Source organism: Burkholderia sp. MSMB1835 (genome assembly GCF_001526365.1).
GTDB lineage: Bacteria > Pseudomonadota > Gammaproteobacteria > Burkholderiales > Burkholderiaceae > Burkholderia.
In genome coordinates this window covers 384,679-409,574 of record NZ_LOYP01000042.1, presented here as the reverse complement: position 1 = coordinate 409,574, position 24,896 = coordinate 384,679, and the positions used below count along the sequence as shown (strand labels likewise).

Here is a 24,896-nt window from a genome sequence, read left to right as displayed (position 1 = left end):
GGTGTGATCGGTCGTGAACTGGATCGCGGCAGCCTCAACGTGCGTCACGCTCTGCTACCGCCGCTGACCACGGAGACGAGACGAACGCTCCCCCAGTCAGCTGCCGGATTCCTGCATCGCGCAGGACAACATTAGGGCACCCGAACAAATTGGGAGCAATCAGGTTAGCGGCACGCCGGACTTCGCGCGTCGCGCCGATCGCATGCGAAACGGATGCGTCGAGTCGCTCATCCAACGTCACCCACGGGTCGCCGCTCACATCCAGGCGCGGGAAATGAATTGCGTCCTCAATTGACATCCCGCAATCGATCAGATACGAAATGAGCTGCATAACGGCCGGCATTATCCGCCGGCCGCCGGATGCGCCGAGCGCAAGCACGTCACCCGTCGCGCGCTTGATCACCGTCGGGCACATGTTCGACAGCGGCACCGCACCGGGCTTGATCGAGTTGGCTTTCCCCGGTCGCGGATCGAACCACATGATCGCATTGTTCATGACGATACCCGTATGCGGCAAGGTCACTTTCGAGCCGAACATCGACAAGAGCGTTTGCGTCAACGCTACCGCGTTGCCGTGCCGGTCGACAACGCTGATATGCGTCGTGCACGTCCCGCGTCGTGCGTCGTCGGCGGGCGCCGTGCCGTCGATACGCTCGGCATAGGTCTGCGTCAGCGCGTCTGCAATTCGCGAGAAGAATCGCGCGTCCGGGCGTGTAACCCCGTCGACGGCCGATTGCCCCGCGAACAGCGATAGCGCGCGCGCCAGCGCCGGCCCTGCCGTGAGCGCCGATGAAGTCAGGATATCTGCATCACGGTAGTGCAGCGCTTCAATCGGCGCGATTTCGGCGCGATAGGCGGCGAGATCGTCAAGGCTCAGGCGCGACCCCACGGTCGCGAACCCGGCGGCAATCCGGCGGGCAAGCTCGCCCCGGTAAAAGTCGTCGCCGCCGCACTCGGCAAGCAGCTCCAGCGTGGCGGCCTGATCCTCGAGCAGGATGCGCGACGCCGCGCCCGACCAGTCCGACGCGGGCGCATGCCCATCCCGCAAATAACATGCATTGCTCGCCGGATAACGTGCCAGCCCGGCGGCGACGGACGCGATCTTCAACGTCAGATACCAATCGACCTCGAGTCCCTCCCGGGCGCAGCGAACCGCCGGCTCCAGTAGCCGCCGCCAAGGCAGCGAGCCGAATTCGCGATGCGCCAGCGTCATGCCGGCGACCTGCCCCGGGACACCGATCGAAAACGGGCCTTCGAGATTTCGGTCGTCGATTACCGCGGGCCACCCGAACATGCCCCGCGCGGGCTCGCCGGTCAGGCGATAGTCTTCGGCTTCGAGCGCCAACGGAGCCCGCGCCGCGAAGTCGATGCTGAATGCGGTTCCGTCGGCCGGCGAGACGACCATATGCCCGACGCCGCCCAGCCCGCTTTGCCAGGGCTCGAGCACCCCGATTGCGAAACTCGCGGCTATCGCGGCATCGATGGCGTTGCCGCCGTCCTCCAGCACCGCTGCGCCGATGTTCGATGCCTTGTAGTGCTGGCTGACGACGATGCCGCCCGATGCCGAAACCGCGGGCTTGCGGATCTGCCAATTCTCGAAATGACTCACTTCGTACCTCTGTCGTTATCCGTGGCATACGCGCTGCAAACCGGCGACATCAGGTTGTCGCGACGAGCCGCCAATGAGCGCCGGACGATCGCGGCCAGATGATCCAGTACGGTCAGCATTGCCGAATGGATAAAGAAATGTCCGCCGTCGAAGCATCGTATCGAAAACTCGACAGACGTGAACACCTGCCAGGCCAGCGCGTCCGTTTCCGATACCAGCGCGTCGTTCGTGCCGGTCAGCACGTGAACAGGTATGCCAAGATCTCGCGGCGTGCTCCGCCATGTTTCCCTGCACTGCAGGTCCGCACGAATGGTCGGCATGAAGGTGTCGAGGAAGTCCCTGCGCTCGCGCGCGACTGCCGGCAACCCGTCGAGACGTATCAACGCATCGATCAACGCATCGCGCGGCAGCAGATGCAGTACGTGCTCGCGTCGAATCGGCAGGTGTGGCGCGGCGCATGCCGACGCGACAAGTGCGATCGGACGGCACCCCTGGTCGACGAGCCGACGTGCCAGCTCCAACGCAACGACGGCCCCCATGCTATGGCCAAACAACGCGAACGGCGCGGGTGGACAGTCGCCGACGATGCGAACCAGTTCGTCGACGACCACATCCATGTGCGTCAGCGCGGCTTCGGAAAACCGGCTGCCGCGCCCTGGCAATTCGATCGCGCACACCTCGAAATTCGCCGGCAACGCACTCTGCCAGCCGGCGAAGACCGAAGCACTGCCGCCCGCGTAGGGCAAACAGAAAATCCGTGCGTCCGGGTGCCCGTTGGTGGAGAAGGACACGAGGCCACGGGGAAGCGTGGTGATTTCCGGCATGGCGGGCATACTCGATCGGGCCTATTTCCAGAACAGCAACGGCACGCATGCGAGCAGCAGCAGCGCCATCGAGCGGTTGTAGATCACCCGCGCACGCTCGGTTTGCAGCAGAGCCTGCATCCCGACGCCCAGTGCCGCCCACGCCGACACGGCGGGAAAATTGATCACGACCATTAATATGCAGATCCCGATCACCGACGAAACGAAGCCTTGGCCGTCGACCGAAAACAGAATGATCAGGTTCGCGGCCATCAGCCACGTCTTCGGATTGACGAACTGGAACATGGCGGCCTGAATGAACGAAAACGGCTTCGTCTCCGCGTCTTTGGCGGCAGGCCGCCCTGCGTTCGCGATCTTGTAGGCGAGGTACGCCAGATAGAGGGCGCCGACGACGAACAATGCCAGTCTTGCGGCCGGATACTCGATGAACACGACGCCGAGCCCCGTCGCGCTCAACACCACCAGAACGGTTGCACCCACCGTAATGCCGAGCAAATGGGGTAACGTGCGCACGAATCCGAAGTTCGCGCCCGACGCGGCCAGCATGACGTTATTCGGCCCTGGCGTAATCGACAGCGCGAGAATGTACGCAGCGACCGCAAGTGGCTTAAATTGGTCGATTCCTGATGCGAGAGCAAACGACATGGGATTCTCCTGACGGATATTGGCAATGGTGCTCCAGTGACAGCGAACGCTGGCGGCGAATCGTGGTCAGCCCGCTGTCGATTTGATGAACTCCGCGATGCCGTCCAGTTCGTGGCGCAACACGCGATAGCTGACCGTTTTCACGGGATTGCGAAGCATCGGCATGTCAATGACGCCTTCGCCCTGCGGCGCGATCCCGAGCTTGCTTTTGACGGCTTGTGCCGACGCATTGTCGGCCGGCGTCTCGAAGCGGATGCTTTGTAAATCGAATCGATCGAAAAAGATGCGCATGGCCGCCAGATACGACACCGATCCGATGCCGATGCCACGGTAGCGGGCCTGCCAGATATGGGCGTGCATGATGGCACTGAGTCCCGGTTCGAGGTGCGTCAGTTCGTGGACGCCGATCGCATCGCCCATGTGGCGAATCGCCAAGATCGGTGCACGTGCAATGCCGCCGTGTGCCCGCTGCACCAGAATCGTCAGCAACTCCCGCATGCGTTGCTCGCTCGGCAACTTGCCGACGTCGACGTTCATCGACTCCATGAGGGTCGAGGGCGAGCGATACCAGTAGTCAAGACACGGGATGATGTCCTGCTCTGCGAAATCATCCACGTGGATATCCGACAAATGAATCCGGTTCATGATGGCGCCACAATGAAATCGATAATCGATTGATTCACGTCGCCCGACTTTTCAAGGTGAAGGAAATGCCCCGCTCCCTCGACGATCTCGCGCGTCAGTGCCGCGGAAAAATACGCCGGCACGCCGTCGCCCGTAAATGCTTCGAGGCGTCCTTCGCGGTCGTGGGTACCATGCATCAGAAGCGTCGGCACGGTTACCGGCCCGGCGGCAATGCGTGCCTGCTGGTCACGGCGCTCCGGGTCACGCAACTCGACATGACGGCAGCGGTATTGAGCAAGCGCCGCCTCGAGCACGCCCGGCTGGCGAAAAGTGGCCTTGACCGATTCGATCGTGTCCCGCGGCACGTCCCAGTTTCTGGATGCGTCGCGCCACCACGCCTCGATGAAAGCAAAATCGTCATGGGCCAGCACCTGCTCGGCTGATGGCGATTGAAAAAAGAACGTATGCCAAATTCCCTTCAGGTAGTCGTAGTGCAATCGCTGTGCCGCGTCAGGACGACTCCATCCAAGCGCGACGAGCTTGGCGACCCGCTCCGGAAACAGAATGGCCGCTGCGATGGACGCTTGCGCCCCCCAGTCGTGCCCGACCAGAATTGCTTGTTCGAAACCAAGCTCGTCGATCAACGCTTTCAGGTCACACGCCATGTAGCAGGTGTGGTACTGATCCGGCGGAGCGGCGCTCGACGGCGCGTAGCCACGCAAATACGGCGCGACCGCTGTGAACCCTGCTTCCGCCAGTTCGGCGACCAAGGGCAGGAAGGAGCCGGCATGGTCGGGAAAGCCGTGCGAGCAGATGACCAAAGGGCCGCTGCCTTGCCGCAGGTAATGGATCTCGACGCCGTTCGCGTCGAACACGCCGCGCGTCACGTCCATGGTGTTCGATGAGCAGGCGGCACGGTTCATGCGACGTTGCTCAGGCGCTGTTCAACGATACCGGCGAAACCATCGACCGTTGCATGATTCATGAAGTCCAGCAGCGATACTTCGATGCCGCACGCCTGCTCGATCTTCGTCACCAGCACCGCTGCCGCAAGCGATCCGCCACCGAGCACGAAAAAATCCGCATCGGAAGCGACGTGCTCAACACCGAGCGCTTCGGAGAAAAGGCGCTTCACGAGTGCCCTGGTTGCTTGCATGTTCACTCCATCGCGTGAATCGGATCGCCACCATCATCGCGCCGTTCGCGGACGGTGACGATCCGGATATCGCTCGTATCGGACAGTCAGCCGCGGTTGTCGAAATCGAACGGCCGCCCTCTCACATTGCTGTGGACACGCTTGTTGTGCCCGTAATGGTCCTGGCCCGATACCAGCACGACGCCATACTTGTCGAGCGAAATGGAGCTGCCGTACTCCTCGACCACATTCGTATCCGGATACACCTTCACACCGGTCGGAACGTAGCGACTCGCATATCCGAGTCGTGTCGTATCGGTCGTTGTATTCGGAAATGACGAATGCATGAGCGTGGACCAGAAGATCACGCACTCCCCTGCCTGCATCGTCAGCGACACCGCCTGCGATTCGTCCGGCTTCCACGACGGATCCTTCTGGAGAGAACGGTAGTCGTAACCGAAAAATCCGCGCTTGATCCCGTCCTTCTCCTGGGTGTTGATCTTCGAAACGTCGTAGGCCATCTTCTTCGACTCGTCGTAGAACATCTCTTCGTGCGTGCCGGGAATGAAGCGGAGACAACCATTCTCCTCGGTCGCGTCGGTAAACGCAGTCCAGGCGGTAATCGCCCCGCCGAACCGGCTCTCACCTGGCCAGACGATCTGCGGCGCGCCCGATGCATGCGCGAACGTGTCGGCTTGATGCCAGTCCGTCCCCTCGTCGCCGGGATACTTCGGAAACATCTCCGATCGCCAACACAACAAGTCCGGGCCCAGCATGCTAGCGACGCGTTCGACGATCTCGCGCTTGCAGATATGCTCGCTGAGCAGGTTCACATCGAGGTGGCGATCATAATTGGCGATAGGACTCGTCGCCGGCAGATCGTAGATGGCGTGTTCCCTGTCGAAAAGCTCCGCTCGAATTACTCGGTAGCGTTTGCGCGCCTCTTCGGGCGAATACACGCGAAACGGTCCAAAGAAGCCCTGAGCACGGAATTGGGCGAGTTCGTCTGGAGTCAGTGAAAACTGCGTCATGTCGATCCTCACGGTTGAATCACTTGGTGCTATTTCTCTACGACCGCCGCAACCGCGGCTGCCGCTCGATAAAGTTCTGTCCAGCCGGACAACGTCGGCGCCAGCATCAGCTTGGCCGTGGGTACGGTTACACCTAGGTCCTCTTCGATCTTGACTTGCAGTTCGACGATCGACAGCGAGCTGGCGCCCAGGTCGAAGAAGTCGTCGTCGTCACCGATCTCGCGATCTTTCAATAGCCCGGTCAGCCGTTTCCGAATGGATTCCTTGAATTGCAACGATTCGCTCATGTTCCTCTCCAGTGTTACGGTTCTCCTGCGAACTCATCAGTTTCTTTCTGTTGACCTTGCCATTGACGGTCAACGGCAGTGCGACCTGCACTTCGATAATGTCGGGAATCATGTAGCTCGCCAGACGCTGCCCGAGGTGCTCCCGAACGCTCACCCGCACCTTGGCGGGTTCCTGCGATGACTGCACAAACGCGACGAGGCGCTTTTCTCCCAGTTCGTCGCGGCCGATCTCGACAACCGCGTCCTCGACGCCATCGGCCGTCGCGAGAACCTGCTGCACTTGTTCTATCGATACGCGATAACCGCGGATCTTCACTTGCCTGTCGAGGCGGCCGATGAATTCATAGGCGCCGTCAGGGCCTTCCAGCACGAGATCGCCCGTTCGATACAGCTTGCTCCCCTCGCAGTGCGGATCGTCGACGAAGGCCGCGCTGGTTTTCTCCGGATCGTTCAGATAGCCGAGTGCGAGGCCGACCCCTCCCGTATACAGTTCACCCGCCTCGCCCCGGCGTACCGGTTGACCGCTCCCGTCGAGGACGCGCACCGTCGTCCCCGTGATCGGTGTGCCGATGGGTACCGTTGCTCCCGGTGGCGTAGCAGCCGTCATCACGTGGCAACAGGTGAACGTCGTGTTTTCGGTCGGCCCGTATCCATTGATGACTGTCAGCGACGGAAAGGCGCCGAGCACGCGCCTGACCGATTCGGGCTGAAGCACATCGCCGCCCGCCAGAAGCACGCGAAGTCCCGACAGCAACGTGAGCCGGTTGCGAACCACGAGATGGAAAAGCGCAGCCGTCAACCACATGACCGTGACGCGTTCTTCGCGCACGAGGCGGCCCATCGCGTTCAGATCGAGCACGGGCGATTCCTCGATCACCAGCGTCGCGCCGTTGAGCAATGCCCCCCATATTTCGAATGTCGATGCGTCAAACGTAATCGGCGCCATCTGCAGGACGCGATCGCGCGAATTCAGCGCGATGTAGTTCGTTTCGACGACCAGGCGCTGAATTGCCTGATGCGGCACCAGCACGCCTTTGGGCTTGCCGGTGCTGCCCGAGGTGAACATTGCATAGGCCACGGAGATCGGCGTCGCCGGCTGCGCGAGTGCGATCATTCCGGCATCATCGTTCCGGGCCGGCAGAACCCCGTCCCGACCGATCTCGACAAGCGCGATGCGTGCGAGATCCGAATCGAACTTCAAGTGCGCGACGTTCTCGGACAACGTCAGTGCAACGCGTGCGCCGAGTTCCTGCAGATGCTCGTTCAGCACCGCTGCCGGGCCGGCCGGGTCGACCGGCACATAGTAGGCGCCGGCCTTCAACACACCGATCATCGCGATCACCGCGCCGGGCGAACGCGGCAGAAGCAGCACAACGGGCGAGCCCGCGAGAACGCCCGACCGGACGAGGCGAGCCGCCAACAGATCGGAAAGCTCGTCGAGTTTCGCGTAGGTATACCGCGCGCTGTCTGCGGCAAGCGCCGTGTGCGTGGCATGACGCCGGACCATCTGTCCGAATCGCTCGAGTATGCTCATCTCCCACCCCGCTGGATCGACACAAAACGGACGCTCGGATCACCGAGCGCCCTGAAGTGAATCGGGACGCACACCGTCATGCTGCCCCCCTGCCGCCGAAGAACTCGACGATAGAATCGTTCACGGCGTTCCTTCCCCGCAGGATTTCGTAGTGGTCTCCCGGCACCACGAGGTGTTGCTCGGCGTTGCGCAACAGCGCGGCAATGACCTGCGAACTGGCGGCACTGACCTGCTCGTCGCGATCGGTCGAGATCAGGCGCGTCGGGTGCGGTACGCCGCCGGCCAGCGCCATGAAGTCGGTACCGCGATAGGATAGGTAGTTCAGCCCGTGGCGGTACAGACGCGCCGCCGACGAAAACGGCATGCGTACCTCGTCATCGAATTCGGTCCTGGATGACGCACGCACGCGGCTCGCTGCGAGCTTCTCGCATAAGGCGGCCGCGTAGTTGATACCTTCCGCCGCCAACGGCAACAGACTGTCGACCTCCCTTTGAAAATTCGATTGCGGGCACACCGCGGGACTGAGCATGTACTCTCCGCAAACCAGCGCAAGGCGATCGATTCGACTCCCCTCGATGGTCGCGGCTACAAGTGCGATGCCGGCGCCCGAGCAAAATCCGACAACCCCCGTCTTGCGCACACCGAGCGCGTCCAGCACCGAACACATGTCTCGCACATGCGCCTCGGGCGTCAATCCACTCTCGTGCGGACCGGGAGGCTGATCGCATAGCGAGCGCCCTTGCCAGGTGACCACGTTGAATTCACTCGCCAACAGCGAGCAAAGCGTTCGGGCGGCATCGACACGAAGCCCGAACGGAAGTATCAACGTCAGGAACGGATTAGTTTCAAGCCAATCGCCATGAAGCGCGCGCAGCTTCTTTCCGTCAGACGCCGTAACGGACAATTCGTACATAGGCAAGGGTTTCGAACGAAACGGGATGTCTCTCGTGGCCAACGATCAGTGCGATGGATGTCGCCTAGGCTAGTGCAGCAGCTTCCAGCCCGCCTCGTGATACACCAGGAACGTACCGATCGTGCGACGCATCGACGAGCACCGCTCGACCGCGTGCAGATTGCGGCTATTGAATATGCACAGCTGACCGCTCCTTGGCCGCACGGTCAGCGCATCGACGCCATCAAGCACGCCCAGCGTCTTGTTCATCGCATACTCTTCAGCCCACTGGTCGAGCTGCCGACGCGATTCCGGGCGGATGTTCCACAGCACGAAGCCCGCCTCGTTCTCGGCCTTCTGTATCGTGATGAATGCGCCCAGTTGCTCGAGATTGAGCCGAAACGGCCACCGCTCGGCGTCACGCCCGAAGTCGATGCAGTCGCAGTGCGGCGCAAAGCTGAACGGATCGCCTTCAAAAGGAGGATATTCACGCTTCGTGGCCAGCATGAATTGACTCCAGTTCCCGAATTGCAGGGTTTCCGCACCCAGCTCCCGCATGAACAACTGAATGAAGCGCGTCTCGCGCATGTTGATGTTCGCGACACCGGCATGACCGAAGTACTCGGCGACATTGTTCACCAGGGCCTCGGAATTCGAACGCTGAAGCTGACCGAGCGTGATGCCCGTGGCATTCAGCGCGCGGTGGTACTGATGATTGCGCAAATCGGGAAAGCCACGATCGTTCCACCATGCATCGATTTCGCCAGGCTCGACCACGTCCAGCAATGCCACGGCAACTTCCCGATCACGCACGCATTCGGCGGCCTCGCGTAATGTCATGGGCCTGCGGACGTCATACCCGTCAAATGTCATGAATCGGCCACCGAACACCGTTTCCATTTCGCATTTCCAGAATAGTTGAATGACTTTCGCACACCAGCAAACCGGCGGGTCTTGACTTGAAAATCAAAACGCGTCGATGCACACATGCCGGTATAAGCAGCTTTATTGCTATTGAATCGGACTACTACACAACACGACGATTCATCGATCCGTTTTCAGTCGCATGTCATGCCGGATTCGCCGTGGCAAGGGCAGTGACGGAGAAGCACACTCCGTTGCCCGCCGGCCCGGCACACCCTCTTCGTGGTGGAAATACTCTATCCCGGGCCAGCTGCATGAGTAAAGTGCGGCGACGCCCGCTCGACCGCGCAATTCAGTTGATATTGCTGCGCGACGGCACGCCATCGATCGGCGTGGTCGCCACGCGGCCCGTTCGGCCGCAAACCCATACACGACGGGAATCCAGCGCATTTCATCACCATTTTTCGTGAGCGGGAACCCGGTCCGATCCACGCCACTTTTCGACCGGTCTTGCTCACACCGGCCACTCGCAGCTGAGCAAAATTTCGATACTAGTGCGCAATTTTCGTAAAGAAGCGGACGAACGGCCATCGCTATGCTTCACAGCTCGACACCACGATTTGCCTTCATTTTCGAGAGGGGAAAATGGACGTTCTCTCAGAGCAAGACAATGCGCTACGAAACGACGAATTCCTTTCACTCTTTCCGAGAGGCGAATGCCACGGGACATTCGGCGAACTGATGCAAGGTGTCCTGCCGGACAATCGGCACTTTCTGGTCACGTTGCCGGTCAATCTGAAGAGCGTCGTCGAATTCGAGATCACTGGCTCCGATCACGTCGCCGTGGATGTCGGATTCAAGACCAAGGCCTGTCGCGCGGTTCAGGATTACCTGCGCCTTCACGATCTTCCGCCAGGCGGCATGCTGCATTTCAAGTCGATGTTCGCCGTGGGCAAGGGGCTGGCGAGTTCGTCGGCCGACATGGTCGCGGCAGTCCGTGCCGCCGCGTACGCGTATGGCCGAACGCCGGCACCCGAGACCATCGAGTCGATCCTTCGTTTCATCGAACCGACGGACGGCGTGATGTACGACGGCATCGTCTCGTTCTTCCACCGTGAAGTGAAACTCGACGAGCGGCTCGGCAAGACTCCCCCGCTCGTGATCGTCAGCGCGGATCGCGGCGGCGAATGCGACACGATCGAATTCAACCGGAAGAGGCGCGATCCGTCCGCGGAAGTGTGCGACGAATACAGCAGAATGCTGGCGCGCATGAAAACGGCGGTTCGCGACCTCGATCTACCCGAGCTCGGCGAGATCGCGACTCGCAGTTGCGAGTTGTCGCAGTCGTTCAATCCCCACCCACACATCGGCATCCTGCGCACGCTGCGCAACGAGACCAACGCGCTCGGTCTAGTCGCCACCCATTCGGGAACGTGCGTGGGGTTGCTCTACGACGCCAACGCCGCCGAGACGGGAGCATCGGCAGCGCATGCACAGGCGCGGCTGCACGCACATCGAATCGAATCCATTCAATACACAACGGTATAGGAATCGCACATGCTTCAATACGAATCGTCGCTCGATGCAATGCAGGACGCCGTGCTGTTTCCAATCGAACGCGCCCTGCACATGTTGTCTTTCAAGGCGATGAAGATCGTGCCGGCCAATTACATCATCAACAAGGCGCGCACGCGCGGCGAATTGCAGCCGGGAAAAACCGTCGTGGAGACATCGAGCGGTAATTTCGCCCTCGGAATGGCCATCGTATGCAACCGCTTGAATCACCCCTTCGTGGCAATCGGCGATCCCGTGATCGACCCGACATTCAAACGCCAGCTCGAAATGCTGGGCGGCCGGGTGGAAATCGTCACGGACAAGAAAGGCAGCCAAGGATATCAGAAGGCACGACTGGATCGGCTGCATGAAATTCTCGCTGCCGAGCCGGGAGCCTTCTGGTGCCGGCAGTACGACAACGAGAACAACGCGCTCGCTTATGCCAACATCGCGCACGAACTGCTCGACACGATCGGCCCCCGCCTGATTCTCGTCGCACCGGTTGGCTCCGGCGGATCAAGCTGCGGTATCACGACAGCACTGCGCGCGGCAGGCGCCGACTGCACGCTCGTCGGTGTCGACACTTTCAACAGCGTCCTGTTCGGCCAGATCGACGGCCCCCGCAAGCTGCGCGGTCTCGGCAACACGATCATGCCCGGCAATCTGAAGCATGCGCTGTTCGACGACGTGCATTGGGTCAGCGCGGAACTTGCCGATCATTTCACGCGCAAACTCTACAAGTCCACCGGACATTTTCGCGGGCCGACCACCGGCGCCGCATTTGCCGTGGTCCGATTCGTGCGCAACCGATATCCGGACACGCCGATCGTCTTTCTGAGCCCGGACGACGGTTCCCGCTATGTCGACTCGACTTTCGCCAGCAACGACGACAGCCCTGCATACGATCAGCTCCGGCCGGTCCAGATCGAGCAACCGACTGCTTACGACGCCGATACGGAATGGGCGTGGATGAAATGGAATCGCGCGGACATTCACCGGTTTCAATGAATCATGGCGATCGTCTACATCGAATCGAACACCACCGGGTTCGGGCAGAGCTTGCTCGATGTGTCGTTGAACTACGACGAAACCTGTTTCCTCGTGCGCGACCGTGCACGCTATGCTTTTCTCGACCGATTGTCGCCGGACGTTCGCGTGATCGATTGCGACACGCAGTCTGTCGACACGCTCGAGCGTATCGTCGGCGATCTTCCCGACGTGCGTTATGTCGCGTCGACGAGTGATGGATTCATCGAGAACGTCGCACGATTGTCCGAGCGTCTCTGCCTGCCCGGCAATTCGGAGGCGGCCGTCGCCTTGTGCCGGGACAAGTTGCGGCTTCAAGATACGTTACGCGACCATGGCGTCCCGTACCCGTACACCGCGGCAATCGAATCGGCGAATGCTGCGCGCAAGCTAACCTATCCGGTCATCGTGAAGCCCAGACAGGGCACGGGCAGCATCGGCGTGCGCCTGGTCGAACGGGAGCAGGATTTTCCGGACATATCCGATAGCGCGTTCATTTGCCAGCGCTTCGTCCCGGGGGTGGAGTTCTCCGTCGAATCGTTCAGCGACGCCGACGGCCATCATGTGCTCGCGGTGACACGCAAGTTCCTGACCAAGCCGCCGCATTTCCTCGAACTGGCGCACGTCCTGCCGGCGAACCTCGATGCGGCCACCCACGCCCGCATCGTCGATACCGTCCGTCGCGCGCTTCACGCCGTCGGTTATATGTTCGGTCCCGCGCATACGGAACTGAAGGTTCACGGCGACACAATCAGCATCATCGAAATCAATGCGCGCCTGGCAGGGGGCATGATTCCCCGTTTGATGGAGCGTGCCTATGGATGGTCGATCGCGGATCTGTACGTACGCAGCCATCTCTCGGGTCGCAGCCAGTTTGTCGTGCCGACACCCGCGCTGCACAGCGCCGTCGCGTTCGTCGTGCCGGAAGTCGGGCGCCGCTATGTTGGTATCGATTTCCCGGACGATTGCGCCGATGCGGGACTGTTTCGCGAGGAAGGCGTCAACGCAGGCAAGTTCGACTTTTCGGATCGCGCCGGCTACGTGATTTCATTCGGACCGAGCGCCGGCTCCGTGCTCCGGAACGCATTGTCGCTACGGAGGCGTTCACGCGTACTGTACGACGATCCGGACCGGGAGATGCCGGACCGCGACACGATTCACGATATCGTCTACGAACACTCCCCCCCATGCTTCGGCAAGCTTACGGTTAATCTTCTCGCGATCGAAAAAGCCCATCTGATCATGCTGCGGGAACAGTCGATCCTGAGCGCGGAGCAGTTCCACTCGCTGCGAGAAGCGGTGATGGCGCTGGAAGCGAATCCGGCGTTGCTGCGGGAACACGTTTCCGGTCGCGGAGATTACTTCGACTACGAGCAGTACGTGATCAGCCGTTGCGGACGAGACACGGGCGGCATGGTTCAGGCGGCGCGCTCGCGCAACGACATCAATAGCACGCACCTTCTGCTGACCATCCGTCAGGCGCTGTCGCAAGTCACGCGCCGGGCCATTGATCTCGGCGAGGCGCTCGCACGACGCGCTGCGGAGTCAGCCGACGTTCCGCTGCCGATCTATAGCCAGTACCAGACCGCCATGCCAGGGTCGGCAGCACACTATCTCGTCGCACAGTGCGATATCTTGCTCGGGACGCTCGACGCGCTGTCCTCGCTGCGCGACGGGTTGACATCCTCTCCGCTTGGCGCCTGCGCGGGTGCGGGCACGACGTTTACCACCGACCCGCGACGCACGGCGAACCTGCTGGGTTTTTCGACGGGGCCGCTCAATTCGCTGAGCGCGATCACCGACAAGAATCCGGCACTGCGCTGCGCCTGTCTGCTAACCGAGCTGAGTAGCAATCTGAACCGTATCGCCACCGACCTGCAGCTCTGGTCGATGCGTGAAATCGGGATTGTCACGTTGCCCGACGGCATGTACGGCGGGTCGTCCAACATGCCGCAAAAGCGCAATCCGTATCTGCTCGAATGGTTGCGCCTTGGTCACGACCGGATCGCCGGACATTGCGCCGGGGCACTGTCATCACTGTCGCATTTGCCGACCGGTAACTCCTATCAGGCAAGTCGCACCGCGGTGGAAGCGGTCAGCGCGATGAGCGGACTCGTCATCGACATGCTGAAGGTGCTCGTCTATGCGATAAACGAAATCCAGTTCGACGCCAACGCCGCGCGCCGCGCAATCGACATGGGCAATGCGGGCGCGACACTCGTTGCAGAATCGCTTGTGCAGCAACACATGGCATCGTTCAGGGACGCCCACGCGGCTGTGAGCCGTGCGCTGTCAAACACGCCTGATGCTACGCAGGATGTGCTCGACACCGCCGCGGGCACAATGCTCGACCGCCTCCATGTCGAACTGGAAAGCGCAACCGTATTCGATCGCCTCGACAGCGGCGGCGGGCCGTCGACGCGGAACACGCGCGCCGCACTGGCGACGCTCGCCGCGCGTTTGCTGGATCAGCGTAGACGTCAGCGATTGCGCGAGTCGCGCGCTGCTGCGGCGAAGCAAGCGCTCGATCACCGCTTCATGAGTATCCGCGCATGACCGACATCACACTGCTTTGCTCGGATGGCCCGCATCATTTGTACCTTGCCACGGAAATACTGAACGCGTTCGGACAGGTTCGCGTCATCGTCGAGCCCGGGCGCGAACAGGCATCGCGCCTGCTTCGCAAGGGCCACTATCGCGCGTATTTCTGGACACGTTACCACGAATGGCGACGCAAGCTATTCGGCTATGACACTTACCGCCGCCGCTACTTTCTTCGCGACGACGGGCCGCAAACATGGGACGCGCTTCGACGGCATGCCGGCGTGCGGTATCTGGAAACGTCGTGGATCAACGACACGATCGTGCTCGACGCACTGCGCGAGAAAATCTCCGATGTCTATATCGTGATGGGTACCAAGAAAATCGGCACGGCCGTGCTGTCGCTTGTCCCGTCCGATCGCATCGTCAATATCCACGGTGGTCATTTGCCGTACTACCGCGGCAACCACTGCTTCTTCTTCGCGCTGCATCACGGCGAACTCGACAAGCTGAGCACGACGATTCATCGGGTGTCCGCAGGTCTCGACACTGGCGCCATCATTAGCCGTCATTCGGTTCGGCTCTCTCCGGACGACAATTCGGAAACGCTCTATTCGCGTGCCGAGCGTGCCGCGATGGACAGCCTCGTTGCCCGCCTGAAGCGGGATTCCGATATCGCCACATGGAACAGCGAACCTCAGCCGGACATCGGTTCGACCTATCGCATGCGCGATCGCGGCCCGCTGGTCGAACTCGTACATCACCTCAGCGCCGTCCGCCGGCGGCTTGCGGTGGGCGCGAATCGCGGCAAGGAGACCGGCTAGATGAACGTTGACGACGCGCTGGTCGGCAAGCTGCTCCAGATCATGCTGTTTTCGATCCCGCTGATCATCTCTCCGGGGCCGAACAACCTGATGACGACCGCCAACTGCGCGCAATTCGGATACCGGCGCACATTGCCGTCGCTGACCGGCATCTCGTTCGGCGTGTTCGTATTGTTCATGGTCGTCGCGCTCGGGTTGTTCAGCGTGATGAACCGTTACCCATTGCTGCACCCGGCGCTGAAAGTGATTGGTTCCGCGTACATCCTGTACCTGGCCTACAAGCTCTACACGTCGCAGTCGGACAATGCCGAAAGTCGTTCGATCGAACATCCCATTACGTTCGGTGAGGCTGCCCTGCTCCAGGTCGTGAACCCGAAAATCTGGCTGCTCGGCGCCAGCGCGACGTCGACGTTCCTGCCGCTGACGGGGAACGTCTACATCGACGCGACGCTCCTGTCGCTCACCCTCGGGCTCGTCTTCTTCCCATGCAACTCGCTGTGGGCGGTAGGGGGCCTCGTGATGTGCCACGTCCTGAACGGCAAGACGCTCCAGCGCATCCTGGCGCTGCTGTCCGCCTCTTCGATCGCGTTCCTGCTTTTCTGAAGGCGGCCGCACCACCCCATTTTGGAGACGCTCACCCGTGAAGCACATCGTCCTGGCTTTCTGCACGAATCTCGACAAAGATCCGGTATCGGCGCGCGTGCTGGCGCGACTTCTTGCGGTCGGCATCGACTGGCAAGTCGAAGGCACCGTGGACGGACGTCCGATACTGCACACGCAATCCGGAGGCGTACGCTACGACCTGTTGCAACTCGACGACGTGTTCAGTCACAACTATCGACGCTACGCTCCGCTGGTAAACACCGGCTTCGGCGATGCGGACGCGATCGTGATCGTCAACTGGCACGAAGGGAAAAACGCGCCTGATCGCATCTTCACGATTCAGACGACCGGCGACATGGAAAGCGGTACGTTCAGCCCGGTCGATCCCGCCATTGCACGCAGCCTGTTTCTGACGGTCGAACACGAGCGCCGGCAAGCGGGCCTGGATTCGTACTCGACGTGGATGGAAGCCACGCACTGGTCCGGGCCGCTCTACGGCGCCCAGCCCGGCAGCCTCGTCTCCGCCGTCACGCCGTCGGTCATCGATCTGGAAATCGGCAGCACCGAGGACGCGTGGACGTGCCCGGACGCCGTCGACGTGCTCGCGCGCGCGTTGCTGACGGTGGGCAAGCGAATCGTCCAACCGGCGATCTCGCTGCTCTGCATCGGCGGTGTCCACTTCGAGCCCGGCTTCACGCAACTGCTGCGCGACTACGGCGACACGCAAGGACTCGCACTGTCGCACGTGCTCCCGAATCACTGGCTGGTCGCGCACGGCTACGACGCGCCCGAACGGCTTACGGACCTCGTCGCGTGCGCCCGATCGATCAAGGGCGGCGTGGACGCGATCGCTTTTCACGACAACCTGAAGGCCGCCCACAAGCAGCAGGTGCGCAGTCTTGCGAGCGAACTGCGCGTTCCCGCCCTCTCGCATCGGAAGTTGCGGTCACCCGACCTGGCCGGTTTGATTCGCGACGCGAAAGCCTCCCCTTGACCCGGGCGAGGTCATTTCCCGCGCACGGCGCCGGGAGAATAGCCGTAATGTCGCTTGAACGCGGTAGAAAACCGGCTGTGCTGCGCGTAGCCGCACTCGAGTGCGATGCTCATGATCTTCTGATTGGTGTGTTTCAGCATGTCATGCGCGCGGCGCATCCGCAGCTCGGTCAGAAACGCGTGCGGAGACTGGTCGAACGTGTTCTTGAACTTGCGCAGGAAGTGATAGCGGCTGAGATTCACCAGATCCGCCAAATGTTCGAGCCGCACGATCTCACCGAGGTTGGCGTTGCAATACTCGCGGATCTGGTCGGCCTGCTTCATCGACAGACGGCCGCGCGCATCCACGGGTTCCAGCTCGGCCTCGGCATATCCGCGAATCGCATTGAGCAGAATCCAGCTCATCAGGCTGTCGATGCCTAGCGACAGCGTGTCGTCGCCCCAATCGGCCTGCGCGATGCTGTTCGCCGCCGCACTGATGACTGGGGACGCTTCCTGGAATACCTCGCGGAACCGGTAGGCCTCCGGCGGCTGTCGCAAGGACCGGATCAGGCTGGGCTCCAAACTGGGCAGGTCGAAGTAAATGTGCAGAAAATTGAGGCGCTCGGTAATCCGCCACTGCGATTCGCCTTCGCCAATCGGGAACAGGCAGACCGCGCTCTTAAATCCTCGGCGTACGACGCGCCGCCCATCGACCTGCGCACAATTTTCACCGCCGGACAAATAGATACTCAGCACATTCTCCGTTGAGCGCTTATATTCGGTCAGCGTATTATGACCTGTCCATTCTGACAGGATTATGCCCGACGGCAATTGCATGGATCGAACGGCTTCGGCTCCCGCCGAATTCAATGCACCCCGAACCGTAATCGAATTTGAGCAAGACATGTGTCGCAATCGCAAGTTGTGAATGTGGGTACGAAAAGACGGATTACCCGCTGGAGAGGGGTGCCGCATACGCTTTCTGGAATACGTCGCACCACTCCGGGGAAGCATCCGCCGCCAATACCCGAAGCCAGTCTGTCCCTTTCGGCCAGTGCGGTCATGCCTCGTTAGCTTACCTGAAGTCCACCGGAAGCGGCCGGACAATACATGTCGAATTCGGGCTGAAGTGTCCGGCCTGTCGCGGACACTCGTCGGAGTCGTCCGACGAGTGCATTATGGCGATCGGTCCACACTCTATGCACCAGACGCAGCTCTCCGTATGAAATCTTGCCCGTTTTAAAATTACCGCGCAACGACATAGGTTTTCAATGACGCGAATAATGAGCGATTCGATCCGCCCATTTTTGAACGGACGAGATCGATGACAATTCGATTGCGGATATCTTGAAAAAGCGCCGGCATTGGCGTTAATCGCGTCTCGAAGACACAAAATCTCCGTGACTTCCTGGAACGCGTGATACTGTTCGCGGCTGATCCGCAACCGTGGCGAAAGAGTCACGTTTTCAACACCGCGCCGCTCGTACTCGGCGCATTCGGCGTTGCGTAGGCCGAGTCGCTCGACAGCACGTTCGACCGGTCGAAACGCTGCAGTGATCAGGGGGCGAGTGGGGCTTGACGCAGAATTTCACCTGGACTTCATTGGACAAGGTCTTTTACCAGCTTATCGGGGGCAGCTACTTCGCGGATCGTCCTCGCGACCAAGCAATGCAAAGCGCCGCCGAGTGCCACACTCCGAATAACAGAGCCAGCCTGCGCGCACTCCGCCAATAGGCCTGGTGGTGCCTCCAATTCGCCACTTCATGGAAATCGAATAACCTGCCCCACAGGCGCGCCCCCTGATATCGAACAAAATCGGCGATCCACCATTGCCGCACGCCCCGCAACCGATTCACGCTATTCATCCCCCGCGAGCCCGTTCCCGCCGTCGAAGCGCGTAACGCCCGGCAGCGCGCGCAGCTTGTCGCAGATCGCCTTGTATTCGAGTTCCGACACCCGCGCCAGTGCGATGCGCACCTCGTCCTGCTCGCCCGAGTCGTCGGCACGCTGCACGATGAACTGCTTCACGCGCGCACTGTCGGGGCCGAGCGCCGCGTGCAGCGAATCGAACGTCAGCGTGCCGCTCGCAACCGTCAACGCAAGCTGGCGCCGCTGCCGCACCGTGAAATAGCGCCGCTCCAGCGGCTTGATGCCGGCCAGAATGATCAGGATGATGATCGTCGCCGACACCGACGCGACATAGAGCCCGCCCCCCACCGCAAGGCCGATCGCGGCGACCGACCACAGGCTCGCGGCCGTCGTCAGCCCGCGCACGATCTCGCCGCGCAGCAGGATCGAGCCCGCGCCGAGGAAGCCGATGCCCGACACGACCTGCGCGGCGATCCGCGACGGATCGAGCACGACGTGGTCGCTGGTGCCGAGCACGTCGGCGAAACCGAACGCCGACACGATCATGATCAGCGTCGAGCCGACGCACACGAGCATGTGCGTGCGCAGGCCGGCCGCCCACGACAGGCGCTCGCGCTCGAAGCCGATGACGCTGCCGAGCGCCGCCGCGAGCACGAGCCGCATCACGAGTTCCAGGTTGTTGAGCATCCGATTTCTCTCCTTTTTTTGGTGCCGGCCGCGCGGAATGTTTTATCCTTGGCCCCGGCCGCGCCGATTCCCGGGCCGCGCCGACACGTTTTCCGATCCAAGCGCTCAACCCCGCCATGTCCGTTTCCGACTCCGCTTCCGCCCAGGCCGCCCAACTGCGCGACCATTTCGCGCACGTCGTCTTGCCGATCTGGCGGGGTTCAGGGTTCGACCCGGCATTGCACCTGCCGTTCGAGGCCGTGGATCCGGCCACCCACGCGCCGCTGCCCGTGACCCGTTATCGCGCAATGGCGTGCGCGAGGCAACTGTTCGTGTTCGCGCAGGCCGGCGACCCGGCGCACGCGGCCACGCTGTTCGACGCGCTGTGCCGGCACTTTCGCGACCCGCGTCATGGCGGCTGGATCTACAGCGTCGACGCGCAGGGCGCGCCGCTCGATACGACCAAGGATCTCTATACGCACGCGTTCGTCGTGTTCGCGTGCGCCGCATGGCATGCGGCGTCGCGCGACGCCGCCGCACGCACGGTGGCGGAAGAAACCGCCGCGCTGATCCAGGACCGCTTCGCGCCGCGCCACGGCGACGCGTTGCTCGATGCCGCGCGCCACGCCGATTTCTCGTCATCCGGCAGCGGTGCGCTGCAGAATCCGCTGATGCATCTGACCGAAGCGTGGCTCGCAGCCGCCGACGCATTCGGCGACCCGGCGTTCGACGATGCGCTCGCGCGCACCGCGCAGGCCGTCGAGCGCACGTTCGTCGATGCGGCGACCGGCTGCGTGGCCGAGTTGCCGCTCGGGGCGGCCGACAACCGTTTCGAGCCCGGCCATCAGTTCGAGTGGTTCTATCTGGTCGACGCGGCCGGCGCGCGGCTCGCGCAGACCGGGCTTCCCGCCGCGCTGTCGCGCGCGTTCGCGTTCGCCGAGCAATACGGCGTCGATCCGCAGACGGGCGGCGTGTGCGCGGCGCTCGACGCGCAAGGCGCATGCATCGACGGCACGCAGCGGATCTGGGCGCAGACCGAATACCTGCGCGCGCTCGCGACGCACGGCGGCACGCCGGCCTCGGCGCCGCTCGCGCGCCAGATCGAGCGGTTCGCCGCGCGCTTCCTGCATCCGCGCGGCTGGTTCGAGTGCAAGACGGCGGAGGGCCAGGTGTCGCGCGCCGACATGCCGTCGACGACGCCCTACCACCTCGCGACCGCCTACGCGGCGCTGCCGGCCGGTTCGTAACCCGTCGCGGCGAACGACGGCGCCGCGCGGCCGCCCGGTGCGGCGCGTCCGTCGCCCAGCTCGAACACCGACACCGCCTGCATCAGGTGTGCGGTCTGGTCGTTCAGCGATGCGGCGGCGGCCGCGACCTCCTCGACCAGCGCCGCGTTCTGCTGCGTGAGCTGATCCATCTGCGTGACGGCCTGGTTCACCTGCTCGATCCCGACGCTCTGCTCGACCGACGCCGCCGTGATCTCCGCCATCGTCTGCACGACCCGCGTGATCGACGCCGACACCGAGCGCATCGCGTCGCCGGCGCGCTCGACGAGCTCCGCTCCGCCGTTGATCTGCGCGACCGAATCCTCGATCAGCGCCTTGATCTCCTTCGCCGATTGCGCGCTGCGCTGGGCGAGCGAGCGCACTTCGCCCGCGACCACCGCGAAGCCGCGCCCCTGTTCGCCGGCCCGCGCGGCCTCGACCGCCGCGTTCAGCGCGAGGATGTTGGTCTGGAACGCGATGCCGTCGATCACCGAGATGATTTCCGCGATCCGCCCCGAGCTCTGCGCGATGCCGCGCATCCGGTCGATCACGCTGTCGACCACGCCGCCGCCATGGCTGGTGGCTTCGAGCGCCGCGTCGGCCAGCGCGCTCGCCGCACGGGCGCTGTCGGTGTTCTGCCGGACGGTCGCGGTCAGTTCCTCCATGCTCGCGGCGGTTTCCTCGAGCGATGCGGCCTGCGTGCCCGTACGCGCCGACAGGTCGGCGTTGCCGCCCGCGATCTCGCCCGCGCCGAGGTGGATCGCATCGGACGCGTGGCGCACCGTGCGCACGGTGCCCGCGATGCTCGTCTGCATCGCGGCGAGGCCGCGCAGCATCCGGTCGATCTCGAACACGCCGCCCGCCTGCACGGCTTCGTCGAGACGGCCCTGCGCGATCCGCTCGAAATGACGGCCGGCCTGCTCCAGCGGCGCGACGACCGCGCGCCGCGCGGCCGCGTAGATCGCGGCGCTCGCCGCGAGCATCGCCACCAGCAGCACGATGCCGACCGACTTGAACCACAGCATGCCGCCGTCGATGGTGTCGAGCGCGGCGCGGCTCGAGGTGCCGCCATAGTCGGTGAAGCGATGCAGTTCGGCGATGTACGCGTCCTGGAAGCCCTGGGTCGGCTGGTCGAGGAACGCCTGGATATTGTCGGCGTCGAGGAACTGCACGAGCTCGCCCAGCGCGCCGCGCAGCGCGCGATAGCGTTCGGCGAGCGCCGCGACGCGTGCGCGGTTGGTGTCGTCGACCGGCTGCGCGGCCGTCAGCACGGCGAACGCCTTGTCCGCTTCCGCGAGCGACGCGCCCGCGTGGCGGATGATGTCTTCGGGCTTCGGGCCGCCGCGCACCATCCGCGTGCCGGCACGCGACAGGTTGATGCGTGCGTCGAGCAGTTGCTCGGTCGCCCGGCTGGCCGCGTCGACCTGCGCGATCGCGACGTTCGACAGATCGTCGACGCCGCTGCGCGTCGACGCGAGCGTCCAGAAGCCGAGCGCTTCGATCGCGAACAGGAAGAGACAGAACACGGTCAACACGCCGAGCAGACCCGACGCGAGCTTGATTTTTCCGAACATGGAGGATTTCCTGGAGAGCGGACGATGAGGCAATGCCCCGGCATTAGCGGCATTTCTTCGTCGGAATTTAGGCGGACTGCCGGCAACGCAGGTCAATCGCGCGCTTCGCACGCGCATTCGCGTCGAATCGCCCGCAAACGCGGAAGATCTTGGGCATTCGGCGCAATAATCGCGTCGCATCGCACCGGAATTTGCCCGAAACGCGAACGAATTTCCTTGCTTATCCGCAGCCCCCTTCCTAGAGTTCAGCGCAAGCGGCACTCATTTGGAAGGAAGTTCGATGACCGACATCACGGACCACGCGCGCGGCGCATTGCGCGCGCAACCGTTCAGCATGCTGCTGGGCACGGAGCTGATGCATATCGGCGACAACGAAGTGTCGCTGTGTCTGCCGGTGCGCGAGGAACTGCGGCAGCAGCACGGCTTCGTGCACGGCGGCGTCATCAGCTATCTCGCGGACAACGCGCTGACGTTCGCCGGCGCGCTCGTGCTCGGTCCGCGCGTGATCACCGCCGAATACAAGATCAACTACCTGCGGCCGGCCGTGAACGGCACGCTGGTCGCCCGCGCGAAGCTCGTCTACGCGGGCCGGCACCAGGCGACCTGTCAGTGTCACGTGTTCGTCATCGACGGCGATCACGAGCGGCTCGTCGCGATCGCGCAAGGCACGATCAATCGCGTCGGCGACGGAAAGGTGCCGGACAGGCCGGAGGAAACGGCGTGAGACGACGCCCGTCGCGAGGTCAATGAGAGAACGCCGAACACGCAGCGCGTGTCGCGCTAGCGCTTCATCGCGGCAAGATAGACCGCATCGCGCTCGCGACGCCCCACCGCGACTACCAGTACGACGACTTCCGTATCGCGCACTTCGTACACGAGGCGATAGCCGATACTGCGCAGCTTGATCTTGTAGCGGTCCGGATGACCGTGCAGCTTCGCCGAAGGAATGCGAGGGTTCTCGAGCCGTTCGACGAGTCTGGCCTTGAACTGATCGCGAATGGTGCGATCGAGCTTCCTCCACTCCTTCAACGCAGATTCGAGAAAGGCGAGCTCAAAGGTCATTCAACTTGACCTTGACGGCTTTCTCCTTGGCGCGCGAGTCGGCCAGCACGTTGTCTTCGATATCTTCGAGACGTTCGACCATCGCCTCCCATGTCTTCGCCGGAATGCAATAGAACGCGGGTTCGTTGTGATTCAGGATCGCGACCGGGAACCCCTCTCCCGCCGCCACGGTTCCCATCGGGTTCCGCTTCAGCTCCGAGACGCTCGCCGTCACGCTAGCCAGGATGGTATGGGGCATGTCTGCTCCTTTTTCGATCGAATTTATATTGTACTTTATTTGACACTATATTTAGTGTGATATTTGGTGCCAAACAGGCGGTACCGAATTCGCTCTCGACCCGTGAAGTTTGATATCCCTACTCGGCCCCGTCCCCCGCCAGCGGCATAAACCGCGGCGCCACCCGCGCCCGCACGTTGCCGTGCTCGTCCGTCCGATAGATCCCGCGCGCCGCGTTGTGCGGATGCACGGCCGCGTCGGCCACGCCCAGCACCGGCGCGAAACACGCGTCGGTGCCTTCGAGCAGCGCGCGCCAGTGCGCGGACGGCTGCTGGGAGAACACCTGCGCGAAACGCGCCTTCAGCGCGGGCCAGCGCGCCCGGTCGTACTGCGACGCGGGATCGACGTCGGTCAGCCCGAGCCGTTCGACCAGCAGCGCATAGAACGGCGGCTCGAGCGCGCCGATCGTCACGCATTCGCCGTCCGCGCAGCGATACACGTCGTAGAACGGCGCGTCGTGGAACAGGCTCGGCTGCGCGCCGTCGAGCTGCCCGTTCGCGCGTGCCCACAATGCGAGCGACCCGAGCATCGACACGATGTCGACGATCGCGCCGTCGACCACGCGCCCCGGCCCGCCGCCGCGCACGTCGAGCAACGCACAGACGATCCCGAACGCGAGCCCGAGCGCGCCGCCCGCATCGCCGACGACGGTCGGCGGCACGCCCGGCCGGCCGTCGCGCGGCGCGGACAGCGACAGCAGCCCGGTCAGCGCGACGTAATTCAGGTCGTGCCCGGCCGCGGCCGCGAGCGGGCCGTGCTGGCCCCAGCCCGTCATGCGTCCGTAGACGAGTTTCGGGTTGCGGTGCGCACAAGCGTCGGGCCCGAGGCCGAGCCGCTCCATCACACCGGGCCGCAACCCTTCGATCAGCGCATCGGCCTGCGCGACCAGATCGAGCGCGGCGTCACGCCCGGCCGGCGCCTTCAGGTCGAGTTCGACGATCGTCTTGCCTTCGCGCAGCAGGTCGCCATCGCGGGCCTGCAGCGCGTCCGGCGCGCTCGTGCGGCCGGACGGGCGTGCGACCAGCGTGATGCGTGCACCCATACCGGCGAGCATCCAGCCCGCGAGCGGGCCGGGGCCGAGCCCCTCGAACTCGACGATGTGGATGCCGGAAAGCGGCGCGTTCAATGGCATGGCGACCTCGCTGAAATGCAGCCGGGACAGGAACGGCGAAACGTTCCGATTCTATGCGAATGCGTGCGCGCGCCGGCTTCGCG

The 24,896-nt window shown here is 62.9% G+C and carries 25 protein-coding genes; 8 read left to right on the top strand and 17 right to left on the bottom strand.

From position 1 onward, the window contains the following. Positions 1 to 34: 34 nt before the first annotated feature. The 11 genes from WS96_RS18095 to WS96_RS18045 form a co-directional block, all read right to left on the bottom strand. Positions 35 to 1,609, bottom strand: coding sequence for a gamma-glutamyltransferase family protein (locus WS96_RS18095; protein WP_059834277.1), 1,575 nt, complete (start codon positions 1,607 to 1,609; stop codon positions 35 to 37). Beyond that, complete coding sequence (locus WS96_RS18090; RefSeq protein ID WP_257128015.1) at positions 1,606 to 2,433, bottom strand: thioesterase II family protein; 828 nt, start codon at positions 2,431 to 2,433, stop codon at positions 1,606 to 1,608. The genes WS96_RS18095 and WS96_RS18090 overlap by 4 nt, the downstream gene beginning before the upstream one ends. A gap of 21 nt (positions 2,434 to 2,454) precedes the next feature. Beyond that, entirely contained in the window at positions 2,455 to 3,078 is a 624-nt protein-coding gene (locus WS96_RS18085) for a LysE family translocator (RefSeq protein ID WP_052100175.1), read from the bottom strand. A 66-nt stretch (positions 3,079 to 3,144) separates the two neighbouring features. Continuing rightward, positions 3,145 to 3,723, bottom strand: coding sequence for a GNAT family N-acetyltransferase (locus tag WS96_RS18080; RefSeq protein WP_059834273.1), 579 nt, complete (start codon positions 3,721 to 3,723; stop codon positions 3,145 to 3,147). Continuing rightward, positions 3,720 to 4,625, bottom strand: coding sequence for an alpha/beta fold hydrolase (locus tag WS96_RS18075; protein WP_059834271.1), 906 nt, complete (start codon positions 4,623 to 4,625; stop codon positions 3,720 to 3,722). Before WS96_RS18075 ends, WS96_RS18080 begins: the two co-directional genes overlap by 4 nt. After that, positions 4,622 to 4,858 carry a phosphopantetheine-binding protein gene (locus tag WS96_RS18070; RefSeq protein WP_059834269.1) on the bottom strand — a complete coding sequence of 79 codons (237 nt, stop codon included), beginning with the start codon at positions 4,856 to 4,858 and terminating at the stop codon, positions 4,622 to 4,624. Before WS96_RS18070 ends, WS96_RS18075 begins: the two co-directional genes overlap by 4 nt. 86 nt (positions 4,859 to 4,944) lie before the next feature. After that, positions 4,945 to 5,868, bottom strand: a complete 924-nt coding sequence (locus WS96_RS18065) for a chlorinating enzyme (protein ID WP_059834267.1) — start codon at positions 5,866 to 5,868, stop codon at positions 4,945 to 4,947. 29 nt (positions 5,869 to 5,897) lie between these two features. Beyond that, on the bottom strand, positions 5,898 to 6,155 hold the full coding sequence (locus WS96_RS18060) for an acyl carrier protein (RefSeq protein ID WP_257128014.1): 258 nt from the start codon (positions 6,153 to 6,155) through the stop codon (positions 5,898 to 5,900). Next, positions 6,079 to 7,689 (bottom strand): amino acid adenylation domain-containing protein, encoded by a 1,611-nt coding sequence (locus WS96_RS18055; RefSeq protein WP_059834265.1) that lies wholly within the window; start codon positions 7,687 to 7,689, stop codon positions 6,079 to 6,081. The genes WS96_RS18060 and WS96_RS18055 overlap by 77 nt, the downstream gene beginning before the upstream one ends. Positions 7,690 to 7,765: 76 nt before the next feature. Further along, on the bottom strand, positions 7,766 to 8,602 hold the full coding sequence (locus tag WS96_RS18050; RefSeq protein WP_059834263.1) for an alpha/beta fold hydrolase: 837 nt from the start codon (positions 8,600 to 8,602) through the stop codon (positions 7,766 to 7,768). Between the two features lie 69 nt (positions 8,603 to 8,671). Beyond that, positions 8,672 to 9,481, bottom strand: coding sequence for a hypothetical protein (locus WS96_RS18045; RefSeq protein ID WP_034205958.1), 810 nt, complete (start codon positions 9,479 to 9,481; stop codon positions 8,672 to 8,674). Between the two features lie 609 nt (positions 9,482 to 10,090). Between WS96_RS18045 and WS96_RS18040 the strand changes: the two genes are divergently transcribed. Genes WS96_RS18040 through WS96_RS18015 form a run of 6 tightly spaced genes read left to right on the top strand, consistent with a single transcriptional unit; the run spans position 10,091 to position 16,987 of the window. Beyond that, a complete protein-coding gene (locus WS96_RS18040) occupies positions 10,091 to 10,993 on the top strand; it encodes a GHMP family kinase ATP-binding protein (RefSeq protein ID WP_059834261.1) in 903 nt (300 codons plus the stop codon). Between the two features lie 9 nt (positions 10,994 to 11,002). Next, on the top strand, positions 11,003 to 12,007 hold the full coding sequence (locus WS96_RS18035) for a PLP-dependent cysteine synthase family protein (RefSeq protein ID WP_059834259.1): 1,005 nt from the start codon (positions 11,003 to 11,005) through the stop codon (positions 12,005 to 12,007). 3 nt (positions 12,008 to 12,010) lie between these two features. Then, complete coding sequence (locus WS96_RS18030; protein WP_059834257.1) at positions 12,011 to 14,581, top strand: lyase family protein; 2,571 nt, start codon at positions 12,011 to 12,013, stop codon at positions 14,579 to 14,581. Further along, positions 14,578 to 15,390: a formyl transferase gene (locus WS96_RS18025; RefSeq protein WP_059834255.1), complete on the top strand. Its 813-nt coding sequence runs from the start codon at positions 14,578 to 14,580 to the stop codon at positions 15,388 to 15,390. The genes WS96_RS18030 and WS96_RS18025 overlap by 4 nt, the downstream gene beginning before the upstream one ends. Next, entirely contained in the window at positions 15,391 to 15,993 is a 603-nt protein-coding gene (locus tag WS96_RS18020) for a LysE family translocator (protein ID WP_059834254.1), read from the top strand. It begins immediately after the preceding gene. Between the two features lie 37 nt (positions 15,994 to 16,030). Further along, positions 16,031 to 16,987, top strand: coding sequence for a D-aminoacyl-tRNA deacylase (locus WS96_RS18015; protein WP_059834252.1), 957 nt, complete (start codon positions 16,031 to 16,033; stop codon positions 16,985 to 16,987). Positions 16,988 to 16,998: 11 nt separating this feature from the next. On the opposite strand, the gene WS96_RS18010 is transcribed toward WS96_RS18015, so the two are convergent. Next, the gene (locus WS96_RS18010; RefSeq protein ID WP_257128013.1) at positions 16,999 to 17,805 is read right to left on the bottom strand and encodes an AraC family transcriptional regulator; all 807 of its coding nucleotides are present in this window, start codon (positions 17,803 to 17,805) and stop codon (positions 16,999 to 17,001) included. Positions 17,806 to 18,825: 1,020 nt separating this feature from the next. Further along, positions 18,826 to 19,524 (bottom strand): MgtC/SapB family protein, encoded by a 699-nt coding sequence (locus tag WS96_RS18005; RefSeq protein ID WP_059834248.1) that lies wholly within the window; start codon positions 19,522 to 19,524, stop codon positions 18,826 to 18,828. Positions 19,525 to 19,640: 116 nt separating this feature from the next. Between WS96_RS18005 and WS96_RS18000 the strand changes: the two genes are divergently transcribed. Next, positions 19,641 to 20,750, top strand: coding sequence for an AGE family epimerase/isomerase (locus WS96_RS18000; protein ID WP_034205949.1), 1,110 nt, complete (start codon positions 19,641 to 19,643; stop codon positions 20,748 to 20,750). On the opposite strand, the gene WS96_RS17995 is transcribed toward WS96_RS18000, so the two are convergent. Then, the gene (locus WS96_RS17995) at positions 20,723 to 22,342 is read right to left on the bottom strand and encodes a methyl-accepting chemotaxis protein (protein ID WP_034205948.1); all 1,620 of its coding nucleotides are present in this window, start codon (positions 22,340 to 22,342) and stop codon (positions 20,723 to 20,725) included. The two genes, WS96_RS18000 and WS96_RS17995, sit on opposite strands and share 28 nt — an antisense overlap. Before the next feature lie 280 nt (positions 22,343 to 22,622). Between WS96_RS17995 and WS96_RS17990 the strand changes: the two genes are divergently transcribed. Further along, a complete protein-coding gene (locus WS96_RS17990; protein WP_059499490.1) occupies positions 22,623 to 23,066 on the top strand; it encodes a PaaI family thioesterase in 444 nt (147 codons plus the stop codon). Positions 23,067 to 23,122: 56 nt separating this feature from the next. Here the strand turns inward: WS96_RS17990 and WS96_RS17985 are convergent, their stop codons facing one another. The 3 genes from WS96_RS17985 to WS96_RS17975 form a co-directional block, all read right to left on the bottom strand. Continuing rightward, complete coding sequence (locus WS96_RS17985; protein ID WP_059834246.1) at positions 23,123 to 23,404, bottom strand: type II toxin-antitoxin system RelE family toxin; 282 nt, start codon at positions 23,402 to 23,404, stop codon at positions 23,123 to 23,125. Next, entirely contained in the window at positions 23,394 to 23,642 is a 249-nt protein-coding gene (locus WS96_RS17980; RefSeq protein WP_034205945.1) for a type II toxin-antitoxin system Phd/YefM family antitoxin, read from the bottom strand. The genes WS96_RS17985 and WS96_RS17980 overlap by 11 nt, the downstream gene beginning before the upstream one ends. 118 nt (positions 23,643 to 23,760) lie before the next feature. Beyond that, the gene (locus tag WS96_RS17975; RefSeq protein ID WP_059834244.1) at positions 23,761 to 24,813 is read right to left on the bottom strand and encodes a CaiB/BaiF CoA transferase family protein; all 1,053 of its coding nucleotides are present in this window, start codon (positions 24,811 to 24,813) and stop codon (positions 23,761 to 23,763) included. Positions 24,814 to 24,896: the final 83 nt, after the last annotated feature.

Bases quoted from the DNA above. Each gene is read 5' to 3' on its own strand.
- WS96_RS18035 (WP_059834259.1), top strand. From the start codon at position 11,003: ATGCTTCAATACGAATCGTCGCTCGATGCAATGCAGGACGCCGTGCTG.
- WS96_RS18030 (WP_059834257.1), top strand. From the start codon at position 12,011: ATGGCGATCGTCTACATCGAATCGAACACCACCGGGTTCGGGCAGAGC.
- WS96_RS17980 (WP_034205945.1), bottom strand. From the start codon at position 23,642: ATGCCCCATACCATCCTGGCTAGCGTGACGGCGAGCGTCTCGGAGCTG.
- WS96_RS18000 (WP_034205949.1), top strand. From the start codon at position 19,641: ATGTCCGTTTCCGACTCCGCTTCCGCCCAGGCCGCCCAACTGCGCGAC.
- WS96_RS18040 (WP_059834261.1), top strand. From the start codon at position 10,091: ATGGACGTTCTCTCAGAGCAAGACAATGCGCTACGAAACGACGAATTC.
- WS96_RS18070 (WP_059834269.1), bottom strand. From the start codon at position 4,858: ATGCAAGCAACCAGGGCACTCGTGAAGCGCCTTTTCTCCGAAGCGCTC.
- WS96_RS17990 (WP_059499490.1), top strand. From the start codon at position 22,623: ATGACCGACATCACGGACCACGCGCGCGGCGCATTGCGCGCGCAACCG.
- WS96_RS17975 (WP_059834244.1), bottom strand. From the start codon at position 24,813: ATGCCATTGAACGCGCCGCTTTCCGGCATCCACATCGTCGAGTTCGAG.
- WS96_RS18020 (WP_059834254.1), top strand. From the start codon at position 15,391: ATGAACGTTGACGACGCGCTGGTCGGCAAGCTGCTCCAGATCATGCTG.
- WS96_RS18010 (WP_257128013.1), bottom strand. From the start codon at position 17,805: ATGCAATTGCCGTCGGGCATAATCCTGTCAGAATGGACAGGTCATAAT.
- WS96_RS18060 (WP_257128014.1), bottom strand. From the start codon at position 6,155: ATGAGCGAATCGTTGCAATTCAAGGAATCCATTCGGAAACGGCTGACC.
- WS96_RS17985 (WP_059834246.1), bottom strand. From the start codon at position 23,404: ATGACCTTTGAGCTCGCCTTTCTCGAATCTGCGTTGAAGGAGTGGAGG.
- WS96_RS18005 (WP_059834248.1), bottom strand. From the start codon at position 19,524: ATGCTCAACAACCTGGAACTCGTGATGCGGCTCGTGCTCGCGGCGGCG.
- WS96_RS18065 (WP_059834267.1), bottom strand. From the start codon at position 5,868: ATGACGCAGTTTTCACTGACTCCAGACGAACTCGCCCAATTCCGTGCT.
- WS96_RS18075 (WP_059834271.1), bottom strand. From the start codon at position 4,625: ATGAACCGTGCCGCCTGCTCATCGAACACCATGGACGTGACGCGCGGC.
- WS96_RS18090 (WP_257128015.1), bottom strand. From the start codon at position 2,433: ATGCCGGAAATCACCACGCTTCCCCGTGGCCTCGTGTCCTTCTCCACC.
- WS96_RS18045 (WP_034205958.1), bottom strand. From the start codon at position 9,481: ATGGAAACGGTGTTCGGTGGCCGATTCATGACATTTGACGGGTATGAC.
- WS96_RS18080 (WP_059834273.1), bottom strand. From the start codon at position 3,723: ATGAACCGGATTCATTTGTCGGATATCCACGTGGATGATTTCGCAGAG.
- WS96_RS18025 (WP_059834255.1), top strand. From the start codon at position 14,578: ATGACCGACATCACACTGCTTTGCTCGGATGGCCCGCATCATTTGTAC.
- WS96_RS17995 (WP_034205948.1), bottom strand. From the start codon at position 22,342: ATGTTCGGAAAAATCAAGCTCGCGTCGGGTCTGCTCGGCGTGTTGACC.
- WS96_RS18050 (WP_059834263.1), bottom strand. From the start codon at position 8,602: ATGTACGAATTGTCCGTTACGGCGTCTGACGGAAAGAAGCTGCGCGCG.
- WS96_RS18055 (WP_059834265.1), bottom strand. From the start codon at position 7,689: ATGAGCATACTCGAGCGATTCGGACAGATGGTCCGGCGTCATGCCACG.
- WS96_RS18085 (WP_052100175.1), bottom strand. From the start codon at position 3,078: ATGTCGTTTGCTCTCGCATCAGGAATCGACCAATTTAAGCCACTTGCG.